Raw genomic sequence first — 12,986 nt, 5'->3', positions numbered from 1 at the left:
TCTTGACAGCCTTTGTGAACAATTGCCGGCGTCTCTGCATTGTGCAACTGCGGAAGCGGTGTGTCGGTGTAAGATAGGCGGTTTCCGCCCTGCGCGGTACCGGGGATTGCATCGCCGGCGATAATTTGGTTGTTTTAATGCGTGTGGATGCCCGCCGGAGGCACCCCGGAAACAGCATGTCAGAGCACACAATAATCAGGACGCGATTGATCACCCTGGAGCGGGTCCGCCTGTTCTACGCTGGCCTCGGTTTTGCCGGGCTCGCCACCCTTCTGCTGGCGGGGCTGGTCTATTGGCTGAACGGCAGAGTCGGCAGTGGGCCGATAGGCGTTCTCTCGGGAGGCTTGCTGCTGGTCGGCGTCGCGCACCTTGGGCTCTGGTATGCCTGGTACCGGTGCAAACCGGAAATCGCCGGAATCAGCTCCTGGGTATATTTTCCGCTGCCTGCCACCCTGCTGTCAGGTCTCCTCTGGGGCGCCATTACCGCCTACGTCCTGCCGCTCCAGCAGACGGATGCCGGGCTGCTCATCCTGCTCGCCATCGGTGCCAGCACGCTGCTGTCGATCATGCTGTCGTCGGCGCTGGAGCTGACGCTGCTGCTGTTTATAGCCGGTTTCCTGGCAGCCCTGTTATGGGTGTTCACCGCCAGCCGGTTCTGGCCCTCCGGCGCAAGCATCTCGGTGCTGTTGGCGGTTGTGCTGGGCCTGGGCCTGGTGGCCATGGCCTTTTCGGTGCTCTTCGGCATTATTGCCCGACTGCGGGCCGGCAAGCAGAATGTGAGTGGAAAGCTTAATCTGGCGCGGCGGAAGATGGACGGTCTGCACTCCCGGCTCAGTGACCAGGATGAGCGGCGGCGTGATGTCGAACAGAAACTCTACCTGGCCAAAGAGGCGGCGGAGACTGCCAACATGGTGAAGAGCGAATTTCTGGCGATCATGAGCCATGAAATCCGCACGCCGCTGAACGGTATCGTGCCGCTGCTGGAGATTCTGCGCGAAACGACCCTGAACCGGGAGCAGCGGCAGATCGTCGCTACCGCGCTGAACTCTTCCCATCACCTGCTGAGCATTATTAACGATATCCTCGACTTCTCGAAAATAGAGGCGGGAAAGCTTGATCTGGAATCGATTGAGCTGAACCTGCGCGAGCTGGTTGAATCGGTGGTGGCGATGATGGCCAAGAGCGCTGAGCGGCGGGGACTGGAGCTGGATTACCGGGTCGCGGCGGATCTGCCCGCGGTGGTCCGCGGGGATCCCATCAGATTACGCCAGGTGTTGACCAATCTGGTCAGTAACGCCATCAAGTTCACCCCCCGGGGGAGTGTCGTGGTGGAGGCGGCCTGCCGGGGCCGCGGCAGGAAGCATGTCGAGGTGATCTTTACCATCAGGGACAGTGGGGTCGGCATCAGCGAAGAGATCCAGGCACGACTGTTCCGCTCGTTTAACCAGGCCGATGCCTCGACCACCCGGAAACACGGGGGAACCGGGCTTGGGCTGGTGATCTCGCGCCGGCTGGTGGAGCTGATGGACGGCAAGATCGGGGTCAGGTCGGAGGTGGGCAAGGGCTCGGTATTCTGGTTCGTGGTGCCGCTGCGCAAGTCCTTGCGGGATATGCCGGCCGAACGCCGCTCGCTACAGGGACTGCGGGTCCTGGTGCTCGACGATAACGACCGCCACGCAGAGAAGATCGGGCAATATCTGGCTGAGTGGGGCGTCCTTTATCAAGGTGCGGATGGCACCATGGACGCGTTGGCTAAACTGGTATCGACAGCAAGCCTGGGTGAGAGCTGGGCCTATGAACTGCTGGTGATCGACAGCAAGTCCCTGGGAGGTCGACTGCAGGGTTTTCTGCAAGAGCTCAATGGCGAGGCGGTACTGGCTGGCCTGAAAAGGCTCGCCATCGGCCAGACTCCCCGTTCCGCTACCCGGCTGGGGCTGGATGCGACGCTGGGCCGGCCGGTGAAAAAGAGCGATCTGTACCGTGCCCTCTGTCGAGTGATGGATGTACAGAGCGAGGCAGGGGCGAGCCGGGAGCAGGGCGAGGAGAAGCTCGCCAACCAGTTTTTTTATGCCGATGGGCAGGGACAGTCGTGGGCGGAGACCGTACCGGTTGAATCGATCGCGGCAGAGATGCCGTCTGCCGATGAGATACAGCTGATGGGCCATGTGCTGATTGTCGAGGACAATCTGATCAATCTCAATGTGGCGAAAAAGATGCTGCTGCGCCTGGGGTTGACGTGCGATGTGGCCGCGGATGGCCTGGCCGCGCTGCGCGCAATTGATCAGCAGCACTACGACCTGATCCTGATGGACTGCCAGATGCCGCGTATGGACGGCTATGAAGCGACCCGGGCAATTCGCCTGCGCGAAGTGACCCGGGGGCTGGCGCGCCTGCCGGTTATCGCCATGACCGCCAATGCCATGGAAGGGGATTGCGAGAAGTGCCTGGAGGCGGGTATGGATGATTATCTTTCCAAGCCGGTCATGCCCGCGACCCTGCGCCTGATGCTCAGCCGGTGGCTGCCCCGGAGTGAGCCGGAGGCGCGGGCGGCGGAGAGCCGGGAGATAGAGCCTGATCCGCGTATTGGGAAGCGGTCTGCCGCGGCATCCATTCATGCCGCCGACGGGGATCGGTCGGAGATCGAGGTCGACAGAGCCGTTCTCGAAGAGCTGTATGAGATTATGGTCGACGATTTCAGCGACCTGCTGATCAGCTATCTCGATGCGGCGCCGGGACTGATCCGCGAGATAGAGGCGGGTATTCTGGATGGGGATACCCAGCAGGTGATTCTGCCAGCCCATTCGCTGAAATCGAGCAGCGCCAATGTCGGTGCGATGAAACTCTCCGCCCTGGCCCGGCGCATGGAACTGGCCGCCCGGCAGGGGGATCTCGCCGCCGTGACCGGCGCATTTGAACAATTGAATCAATCCTTCGATGCGGCCGGCAGCGTCCTGCGCGAGGCGTGCGAGCAGGGTTTGAGCTGACGGAGCCAGATCAATGGAGCGCGTGTGACGCAGCACAGGAACGCAGTCTGGAAGAGTCGGCGGGTTGTCTCATGGGGCCTGTATGACTGGGCCAATTCCGCCTTCGCGACGACCGTGATGGCCGGCTTTTTTCCGTTATTCTTCAAGCAGTACTGGGCCAGCGGTTTGGATGCCGGCGAGAGCACCTTCATGCTGGGGAGTTTCAATGCCCTCGCCAGCATGGTGGTCGTGCTGCTGGCACCGCTGCTGGGTGCCATCGCCGACCGCGGGAGCGCGCGTAAACGGTTCCTGCTCTTTTTCGCCATAATGGGGATCATCATGACCGGCAGCCTCTACCTGGTGGCCGCCGGTGGATGGATGCTGGCACTGGCGCTCTATACCCTGGCAGTGATCGGATTTTCCAGCAGCAACGTGTTCTATGATGCGCTGTTGATCGAGGTGGCTACGGAACCGGAATTGGACATGGTCTCCTCCTTCGGTTACGCCCTGGGCTATCTGGGGGGCGGTATCCTGTTTGCCGTCAACGTCTGGATGACGCTCGATCCGCCGCTGTTTGGTCTGGCCGATGCGGCCGCCGCGGTGAAGGCCTCATTCCTGATGGTGGCGATCTGGTGGGCGGTCTTCAGCCTGCCCGTGCTGCTGTTCGTGCCCGAACCGGTGGTCTCCACCACCCGCGGCTGGCTGACCGGTATCAGGGCCGGGGTGCAGCAGCTGCGCTACACCTTCTCGCGGCTGAGGCTGTTGCGTCAGGCGGGACTGTTTCTGGTCGCTTATTGGCTCTATATCGATGGCGTGGATACCATCATCAGGATGGCGGTGGATTATGGCCTGGCCCTCGGCTTTGATGCCAATGATCTGATTGTGGCGCTGCTGATCACCCAGTTTGTCGGCTTTCCGGCGGCGCTGCTGTTCGGACGGCTGGGCGAGCGCTTCGGTCCGCGGCAGGGCATTTTTGTTGGCATCGGCGTCTATCTGGTGATCATCCTCTGGGCCTATCAGATGAGTCAGGTGTGGGAGTTTTATCTGCTGGCGGTGGCGGTCGGTCTGGTCCAGGGGGGGATTCAGGCCCTCAGCCGGTCGTTCTATGCCCGGCTTATCCCGGTGGATAAGCCGGCCGAGTTCTTCGGCTTCTATAATATGTTGGGAAAGTTCGCTGCCGTGTTGGGCCCGCTGCTGATGGGAATGGTCAGTGTGGCAACGGGGAGTCCCAGGCTTTCCATTCTCGCCGTGGCGGTGCTGTTCGTGGCCGGTGCCCTGCTGCTCAAGCGGGTGGACGAAACGGCGGCAAGGGCTCAGGCCCGGCTACTGGAAGAGTGAGTGATGCAGTTCGTCATCCTTTTTATCGTGTTGATACTCCTTATTCTGGGACCGCAGTGGTGGGTCAGGTCGGTTCTAGCCCGGCATAGCCGGGAAGACGGGCGGTTTCCCGGCACCGGGGGTGAGTTGGCGTCCCATCTGCTGGGCAGGCTCTCCCTGGATCAGGTTGGGGTGGGGGCCGCGGCCGCGGGGCAGGGCGATCACTATGACCCGGTGACCCGATGTGTCCGCCTCACCCCGGATAACCTGGATGGCCGGACCCTGACGGCGGTAGTGACGGCTGCCCACGAAGTGGGGCATGCCATCCAGCACGCCCTGGGGTATGGGCCGTTCCGCTGGCGCATGCGTCTGGTGAAGATTGCCCTGGTGACGGAGCGTCTCGGTTCGTTTCTGTTGTTCGCGGTCCCGGTGCTGACGCTGATCACCAAGGCCCCGGCGGCGGGTGCCCTGATGTTCCTGGCGGCCGTGGCTACCCTGGGAGTGGGGCTATTGGTGCAACTGGTGACCCTGCCGGTTGAGTGGGATGCCAGTTTCGGGCGGGCCATGCCGCTGCTGGAATCGGGTTATCTGGACAAGAAGCAACTACCCGCGGCCAGGACCATCCTGCGGGCCTGCTCCCTCACCTACCTGGCCGCCTCCCTGGCCGGCCTGCTCAATTTCTGGCGCTGGATGCGTTTCTTGCGGCATTAAATCTACTTTTTCAGAAACTACTCATAGGGTGATTGGCCTGCCTCGCCGGCGACGTGAACGGATTCACTAATGCCGCGGGGGCAGGGATGCCCAGGAGCGGCCTCACACGATGGCTGTTTCCTCGAATCCGGCCCCGTTTTCAGCGCCCGCCCAAGCCGTTCCCAGCCATTGCCTGCAAAGCGTGCCTTGGCAGCGGGGTCCAGGAACGCCCTCGGTACTATGGAATTATTCTTGCGCGAGCCCTAAGTATCATGTGCTGTTGCGGGCGGGTTCCCGGCGGCGTGGCTGCCATTTTTTTGCCTTGTGGCGGGCCTGCCGGCAGTCAATTCTTTGTCGCTTGTCGATTAAAAATAATAACTATTTGAAAATTAAATAAAAAATCATCAATTAATAAATGGTATGCCTATTGCATAGGTTGGTTCGGGCTTATGCGAGGAACAGTTTGTGGCAAAAAAACAGGAAGATGAAGATCTTGATCTGGGTGCGGAAAACAGCGGCGGATCAAAAAAGAAGCTGATCATCATAATAGCCGGTGTGGTCCTGCTGCTGGTGATCGGTCTCGGCGTGGGCTGGTTTTTCATCGGCGGAGACGAAGAGTCGACGGATGAAGCGGCAGCGGAAGTGGTCGAGGAGCAGCGCCCGGCCCTCTATCACCCGTTGAATCCGGTTTTTGTCGTCAATCTACCCCCGGGCGGCAAGGCAAAAATGCTCCAGATCGGTGTGCAGGTGATGGCCCGTGACCCCGCCCTGATTGAGTTTATCAAATACAATGATCCGATGGTGCGGCATAACCTGTTGTCGCTGTTCGGCAATCAACAGGATGCGGTGCTGCGCGACAGGAAAGGAAAAGAGAAGCTCCAGGCGGAAGCCTTCAACACGATCAACCAGATATTGAAGGACCAGAAAGGGCCGGGTGAGATCGAGGCCGTGTTCTTTACCTCCTTTGTGATGCAATAAAACCATGGCTGCCAGTGACCTGCTCTCACAAGACGAAATCGACGCGCTGCTGCACGGTGTCGATGACGGCGATATCAATACCGAGGCGGATGACCTGCTGGATGGCGAGGCCCGCTCCTACGATTTCGCCAGCCAGGACAGAATCGTCCGTGGTCGCCTGCCCACGCTGGAGATGGTGAATGAGCGGTTCGCCCGCTATTTCCGCACCAGTCTGTTCAATATGCTGCGGCGTTCGGCCGATATCTCCGTGTCGGGCGTGCAGATGCTCAAATTCTCCGAGTTTGTGCATAGCCTGTTCGTTCCAACCAGCCTGAATCTGGTGAAGGTCGCCCCGCTCAAGGGCAAGGGGCTGTTTGTCCTGGATCCCAAGCTGGTGTTCAGCGTGGTGGACAACTTCTTTGGTGGCAGCGGCCGTTTTCATACCAAGATTGAAGGCCGCGATTTCACTCCCACGGAGTTGCGGGTGGTGCAGATGCTGCTGAATCTCGCATTCAGTGATCTGCACGAAGCATGGAAACCGGTATTGCCGCTGAAATTCGAATGCGTCGGCTCGGAGGTCAATCCACAGTTCGCCAATATCGTGAGCCCGTCCGAGGTGGTGGTGGTCACTTCATTCCATATCGATCTCGAAGCCGGTGGCGGCGATATGCATATCTGCATGCCCTACTCAATGATCGAACCGATCCGGGATCTGCTGGACGCCGGCGTGCAGTCGGACCGCGGTGACAAGGATGAGCGTTGGCTGGTTGCCCTGAAGGACGAGATCATGGGCGTGTCGGTCGAGCTCTCCACGGTGTTTTGCGAGACCACCCTGACCATGCAGGAGCTCGCCAGATTGAAGAAGGGCGATGTGATACCGGTGGATATCCCGCAGGTGGTCGAGGTGGCCGCGGCCGATGTGCCGATCTTCTCCGGAAGGGTGGGTGTCTCGGATGGGTACTACGGGATCAAGATCGAGAAATGGATTGACCCACCAAAACATATAGGACTGCAGGATCTGCTGAATGAATCCTGATCAACGGTTATTAGCCAGGACAAGAGCATGAGCGATTTAGACAAAGACCCGAACCAAGCACTGGCCGATGAGTGGGCCGCCGCGCTGGAAGAACAGGATGACGTGATCCCGGCGTCAGGCGGCATGACCGCGGACACGGCGCAATTCCAGGAGTTGACCGCCGAATCCGCCAAGGGCGGGGGTGGCGAGGTGCAGATGGATGCCATCCTGGATGTGCCGGTCACCATCTCCATGGAGATCGGCCGGACCCAGATCTCGATACGCAATCTGCTGCAGCTGAATCAGGGCTCGGTGGTGGAGCTGGATCGTCTCGCTGGTGAGCCGATGGATGTGCTGGTCAACGGCACGCTGATCGCGAAAGGCGAAGTGGTGGTGGTGAACGAGAAGTTCGGTATTCGCCTCACCGATATCATCAGCCCCGCCGACCGGGTGCGGAGACTCGGCAGATGAGATGGCCGCTGATCCTCACCGGTCTGCAGTTGCTCCTGGTGCCGTTGATCGCGCCGGCCGAGGCAGAACGTCCGGCCGCGCCCGCGCTGGCACCATCGCCCCTGGGTGGCGGTGTGCTGCTGGAGACGGCTGGCGGCCTGGTGTTGATCCTGGCGCTGATTTTTGCACTCGGCTGGCTGCTGCGCCGATATGGCCGGCTGCCCATGTCCTCCAAGGGGGAGATTGCAATATTGAGTGGCGTCTCGCTCGGGCCGCGCGAACGGGCGGTACTGTTACGGGTCGGCACCACCCGGCTGTTGGTGGGGGTGGCCCCGGGACGGGTCCAGACGTTGCATGTGCTGGAGGAAGGGGAGGCTACCGACGAAACCGATGAACGCTTCGCCCCTCAACTGGAGACGGCATTGGCGGAGCGAAAGAAATGATGGGTCTGTTGCGGTTTTTAATCCTCTTGCTGCTCCCGTTTGCCGTCACCGCGGCACCGGGCCTGGATGCGTTGACGGCTACACCCAATGCGGACGGTGGACAGACTTACAGCCTGAGCATTCAGGTGCTGTTTCTGATGACGGCGCTGACCCTGTTGCCGGGTGGCCTGCTGATGATGACCTCATTCGCCCGTATCGTGATCGTACTGGCCATCCTGCGTCAGGCACTGGGTACCCAGAGCACCCCCTCCAATCAGATCATGATCGGACTGGCGCTGTTTCTGACCCTGTTCATCATGATGCCGGTATTTCAACAGGTCTATGACCAGGGGGTACGGCCCTATATGGAGGAGCAGGTGACGGCGACCCAGGCGTTGGAGCGCGCGGCCATTCCCATGCGCGGCTTCATGATGGGACAGACCCGCGAGAGTGACCTGGCGCTGTTTGCCCGCATCGGCAATTTTGCTGAATTCGAGTCGCCCGAAGCGGTACCGTTCTCCGTGCTGCTGCCGGCCTTCGCCACCTCGGAACTGAAGACCGGTTTTCAGATCGGATTTCTGATCTTCATCCCGTTCCTGATCATCGACCTGGTGGTGGCCAGTGTGCTGATGTCGATGGGTATGATGATGCTCTCGCCACTGATCATCTCACTCCCGTTCAAGATCATGCTGTTTGTACTCATTGACGGATGGGCGCTGTTGTTCGGCACCCTGGCGTCCAGTTTTCTAGTTTAACGGAGGGGCAGGGTGACACCGGACAGCGTACTCGATATTGGTCAGCGGGCACTGGAAGTCACGGTCGCCCTGGGCGCGGTGTTGCTGATTCCCGCCCTGGCGGTGGGTCTGCTGGTGGCGATGTTTCAGGCCGCCACGCAGATCAACGAGATGACCCTCAGTTTCATCCCCAAGCTGATCATCGTGGTGGTGGTGTTGATGATGACCGGCCCCTGGATGCTGCAGGTGATCATGAACTTCACCCTGACGCTCTATGAGAGCGTACCGGATTTCGTCGGTTAGCCGCCGGGCCTCCTGATGCTGTTTAGCGACGTGCAACTGCAGACCTGGCTGGCCGCCTTCTTCTGGCCGTTTGTGCGTGTTGGGGCGTTAATGATATCCGCGCCGGTGTTCAGCTCGCGCCAGACGCCGGTGCTGTTCAGGATCGGTTTCGTACTGGTACTGACCTGGGTGCTGGTGCCGGTCATTCCGCCGCCACCGGTGGTCGATCCCTTTAGTCACGAGGCTTTCGTCATCCTGCTGCAGCAGATACTGATCGGGGTGTTCATGGGATTCATGCTGCAGATGGTGTTTGCCTCCCTGATCTTCGGCGGCCAGGTGATCGCCTACAGCATGGGGCTCGGCTTTGCCTCCATGGTGGATCCGCAAAATGGCGTGCAGGTGCCGGTGATCTCCCAGTTCTACCTGATCCTGGCCACGCTGCTGTTTTTGATTCTGAACGGGCACCTGGTGCTGATCGAGACCCTGGCCCAGAGTTTTCATACCTTTCCGGTGGCGATGACCGGCCTCAGCCAGAACGGCCTGTCGGAGATCGTCGGCTGGGCCAGCCGGATGTTCACCGCCGGATTGCTCATGGCCCTGCCGGTGGTGGCCGCGCTGCTGCTGGTCAACCTCGGCATGGGCGTCATCGGCCGTGCCGCGCCGCAACTGAATATCTTCGCCGTCGGCTTCCCCATGTCGATCCTGATCGGGTTCATGCTGATCTGGATCACCCTGCCCGATGTCATGGGCAACTTTTCCGAACTGCTGGATGAGGGACTCTCCTTTACCCAACAGCTGCTGCGCATCGAGAGGTGAGGCATGGCTGAGAATGAAGATGGCCAGGAGAAGACAGAAGAACCGACAGCGAAACGGTTGGATGACGCCAAGAAGAAGGGACAGATAGCCCGTTCCAAGGAGTTGAACACCTTGGCCATAACCCTGATCGGCGGCATGGTCCTGGTGAGCATGAGCGGCAGCATGGGGGAGGGTCTCAGCGGCATCATGAGCGCCAACCTGACCATTCCGCGGGTCGATATGTTTGATCCCCTGGCCATGACCCGCCGGCTGGTCGCCAGCATTCAGGATGCGCTGCTGATGCTGGCGCCGTTTTTTGTCGTCATGGTGGTGGTGGCGGTGCTCAGCTCGATCGCCCTGGGTGGCGTGTCATTCAGTGGCGAGGCGATGACGCCGAAACTGAGTAAGATGAATCCGCTAAAAGGGTTCAAGCGCCTCTTTTCGATGAAGGGACTGGTCGAGCTGGCCAAGGCGATGGCGAAGTTTTTCCTGGTGGGCGGGGCGACCGCGCTGGTGCTGTGGCTCACCCTGGACTCCTTCATCGGCCTGAGCGGCATGGCGCTGGCGCCCGCCATCAGTGAACTGGTCAATCTGATCGGCTGGGCGTTCGTGCTGATCTCGTCGACGCTGATCCTGGTGGCCGCGGTGGATGTGCCGTTCCAGCTCTGGGATCACAAGCGCCAGTTGAAGATGACCCGCCAGGAGATCAGGGAGGAGATGAAGGATACCGAGGGACGGCCGGAGGTGCGGGGACGTATCCGGCAGCTGCAACGGGAAATGGCCACCCGGCGGATGATGGACGAGGTGCCCAAGGCGGATGTGATCGTCACCAACCCGACCCACTACGCGGTGGCGCTACGTTATAACCAGTTGCGCATGAATGCACCGGTGGTGGTGGCCAAGGGCACCGAGCTGATAGCCGCCAATATTCGTCGGGTGGGTAGCGAGCACGCGGTGCCCGTTATCGAATCGCCGGCGCTGGCGCGTGCCATCTATTTCCATACCGAACTGGGCGAGCCGATACCGGCCGGCCTCTATCTCGCGGTGGCCAGGATTCTGGCCTATGTGTTCCAGCTCAGGGCCTATGTGCCGGGGCAGGGCCATCGGCCATCGGTACCCGATGAATTGCAGATACCCGATGAGTTGAAGGTGCCCGAGTGATCTATCCGGAGTCTAGATAATGGATGCGACAGCGATCCTCAACAATGTGAAGTCCTCCGGGATACGCGGTCTCGGCGCACCGCTGGTACTGGTGATGCTGCTGGTGATGGTGGTGATCCCGCTGCCGCCGCTGGCGCTGGATATCTTCTTCACCTTCAACATCGCGTTGTCGCTGATTGTGGTGATGGTGGTGGTGTACACCCTGCGCCCGCTGGAATTCAGTGTGTTTCCCAGTCTCCTGCTGGTGGCGACCCTGCTGCGCCTGGCGCTCAATGTCGCCTCCACCCGGGTGGTGCTGCTGGAAGGGCATCAGGGTGGGGATGCCGCCGGCAAGGTGATCGAGGCGTTCGGCGCCTTTGTCATCGGCGGCAACTATGCGGTGGGACTGGTGGTGTTCGCCATCCTGGTGATTATCAATTTCGTGGTGGTGACCAAGGGCGCGGGGCGGGTATCGGAAGTCAGTGCCCGTTTCACCCTGGATGCCATGCCCGGCAAGCAGATGGCGATCGATGCCGATCTGAATGCCGGACTGATCAATCAGGACGAGGCCCGGGAGCGGCGTGATGAAGTGGCCCAGGAGGCGGATTTCTACGGGGCGATGGACGGCGCCAGCAAGTTTGTCCGCGGTGATGCGGTGGCCGGCATCCTGATCCTGTTCATCAATATCCTGGGCGGGCTCTCCATCGGCATGCTGCAGCATGGCCTGGATCTGTCAACCGCTCTGCGTTTCTATGCCCTGCTGACCATCGGCGACGGCCTGGTGGCGCAGATCCCGTCCCTGCTGCTCTCCACTTCGGCCGCCATCATTGTCACCCGGGTGACCTCGTCGAAGCAGGACATGGGCGGGCAGATCCTCAGTCAGCTGTTTACCAATCCCAAGGCGCTGATCATCACCGCGGTGGTGCTGGGCATGATGGGCATCATCCCCGGCATGCCCAATTTTGCCTTCCTGACCCTGGCGGCGCTGGCCGGGGGCGGTGCCTGGTGGATCTTGCAGCGGCAACAGCGCGAGCAGGCCGCGCCGCTGGTCGAGCCCATGCCCGAGCCGGCGCCCGCGCCGGAGCAGAAGGAACTGACCTGGGATGATGTGCAGCCGGTGGATATCATTGGTCTGGAGGTGGGTTACCGGTTGATCCCGCTGGTGGACAAGAATCAGGGCGGCCAGCTGATGAACCGGATCAAGGGGGTGCGTAAAAAGCTCTCCCAGGAGCTGGGTTTCCTGATTCAGCCGGTGCACATTCGCGATAACCTCGACCTCAGTCCCGGCGGCTATCGGATCTCGCTGAATGGCGTCACCATCGGCGAAGCCGAGATCTATCCCGACCGGGAACTGGCGATCAATCCGGGGCGGGTGTTCGGCACCCTGCAGGGCGTGGCGACCACCGACCCGGCGTTTGGCCTGGAGGCGGTGTGGATCGACGCCGTGCAGCGCGACCAGGCCCAGACCCTCGGCTACACCGTGGTGGATGCCAGCACCGTCGTCGCTACCCACCTGAGCGAGATCCTGCAGTCCCACGCCCATGAGTTGATCGGGCACGAGGAGGTGCAGCAGCTGATGGAGGTGTTGAGCCGCAATGCCCCCAAACTGGTGGAAGATCTGGTGCCGGCGGTACTGACCCTGGGACAGCTGCTGAAGATCCTGCAGAACCTGCTTGCCGAGGGGGTGGCGATACGGGATATCCGCACCATTGCCGAAACATTGGCGGAATATGCGCCTCAGAGTCAAGACCTCGGCGCATTGACCGCCAAGACGCGGGTTGCCCTGTCCCGCTCCATTGTCCAGCAACTTGTTGGTCCTGTTGAAGAAATTCCCGTTGTTGTGCTGGATCCTGGATTGGAACAGATATTGCAACAGACCATTCAGCCTGCTCATGAAGGGGGGGTCGGGTTCGAACCCGGTCTGGCGGAACAGCTGCAGAAGGCGCTGGCCGAAACCGCCAACCAACAGGAGACAGCAGGACAGGAGAGCATACTACTGGTCGCCGCACCGATCCGCATGTGGATGGCGCGCTTTGTCAAGCACAGCGTACCGGGTATGAGTGTGCTCTCCTATAACGAAATACCGGACAACCGCAAGATCAAGGTGGTTGCCACGGTGGGCAGGCCCAATGCAGAAACATAAGGCAGCCATCGCTAAACGATCGAGCATTCAAGAATGGCGGATTGAAGAAGCCGTTTGATCGGGTAGCTGGCTGCAGGG

Annotated in this window: 12 protein-coding genes; all 12 read left to right on the top strand. The window is 60.6% G+C overall.

The genetic code is table 11. The annotated features are described in order from the left end of the window. The first annotated feature begins 176 nt into the window (after positions 1–176). The 12 genes from NPX02_RS10540 (at position 177) to flhA (ending at position 12,908) form a co-directional block, all read left to right on the top strand. Positions 177–2,984: an ATP-binding protein gene (locus NPX02_RS10540; protein WP_260293510.1), complete on the top strand. Its 2,808-nt coding sequence runs from the start codon at positions 177–179 to the stop codon at positions 2,982–2,984. 24 nt (positions 2,985–3,008) lie between these two features. Beyond that, entirely contained in the window at positions 3,009–4,301 is a 1,293-nt protein-coding gene (locus tag NPX02_RS10535) for an MFS transporter (protein ID WP_260293508.1), read from the top strand. A 3-nt stretch (positions 4,302–4,304) separates the two neighbouring features. Further along, positions 4,305–4,991 carry a zinc metallopeptidase gene (locus NPX02_RS10530; protein WP_260293507.1) on the top strand — a complete coding sequence of 229 codons (687 nt, stop codon included), beginning with the start codon at positions 4,305–4,307 and terminating at the stop codon, positions 4,989–4,991. 444 nt (positions 4,992–5,435) lie between these two features. Continuing rightward, on the top strand, positions 5,436–5,948 hold the full coding sequence (locus NPX02_RS10525) for a flagellar basal body-associated FliL family protein (protein ID WP_260293506.1): 513 nt from the start codon (positions 5,436–5,438) through the stop codon (positions 5,946–5,948). 4 nt (positions 5,949–5,952) lie between these two features. Continuing rightward, complete coding sequence (fliM, locus tag NPX02_RS10520) at positions 5,953–6,963, top strand: flagellar motor switch protein FliM (protein ID WP_260293505.1); 1,011 nt, start codon at positions 5,953–5,955, stop codon at positions 6,961–6,963. Positions 6,964–6,990: 27 nt separating this feature from the next. Continuing rightward, positions 6,991–7,413, top strand: a complete 423-nt coding sequence (gene fliN, locus NPX02_RS10515; protein ID WP_260293504.1) for a flagellar motor switch protein FliN — start codon at positions 6,991–6,993, stop codon at positions 7,411–7,413. Next, entirely contained in the window at positions 7,410–7,835 is a 426-nt protein-coding gene (fliO, locus tag NPX02_RS10510) for a flagellar biosynthetic protein FliO (protein WP_260293502.1), read from the top strand. The genes fliN and fliO overlap by 4 nt, the downstream gene beginning before the upstream one ends. Continuing rightward, on the top strand, positions 7,832–8,569 hold the full coding sequence (gene fliP, locus NPX02_RS10505) for a flagellar type III secretion system pore protein FliP (RefSeq protein WP_305792830.1): 738 nt from the start codon (positions 7,832–7,834) through the stop codon (positions 8,567–8,569). The genes fliO and fliP overlap by 4 nt, the downstream gene beginning before the upstream one ends. Before the next feature lie 12 nt (positions 8,570–8,581). Next, positions 8,582–8,851, top strand: coding sequence for a flagellar biosynthesis protein FliQ (gene fliQ, locus NPX02_RS10500; RefSeq protein ID WP_260293501.1), 270 nt, complete (start codon positions 8,582–8,584; stop codon positions 8,849–8,851). Positions 8,852–8,866: 15 nt separating this feature from the next. Next, positions 8,867–9,646, top strand: coding sequence for a flagellar biosynthetic protein FliR (gene fliR, locus NPX02_RS10495; RefSeq protein WP_260293500.1), 780 nt, complete (start codon positions 8,867–8,869; stop codon positions 9,644–9,646). Positions 9,647–9,649: 3 nt separating this feature from the next. Beyond that, entirely contained in the window at positions 9,650–10,786 is a 1,137-nt protein-coding gene (flhB, locus tag NPX02_RS10490; RefSeq protein ID WP_260293499.1) for a flagellar biosynthesis protein FlhB, read from the top strand. Between the two features lie 19 nt (positions 10,787–10,805). Continuing rightward, on the top strand, positions 10,806–12,908 hold the full coding sequence (gene flhA, locus NPX02_RS10485; RefSeq protein ID WP_260293498.1) for a flagellar biosynthesis protein FlhA: 2,103 nt from the start codon (positions 10,806–10,808) through the stop codon (positions 12,906–12,908). The last annotated feature ends 78 nt before the right edge of the window (positions 12,909–12,986 follow it).

Origin of the sequence: Sedimenticola hydrogenitrophicus, assembly GCF_025175675.1 — a bacterium.
In the GTDB taxonomy this organism is placed as follows: Bacteria; Pseudomonadota; Gammaproteobacteria; order Chromatiales; family Chromatiaceae; genus Sedimenticola; species Sedimenticola hydrogenitrophicus.
This window is presented reverse-complemented; position numbering and strand designations above follow the sequence as displayed.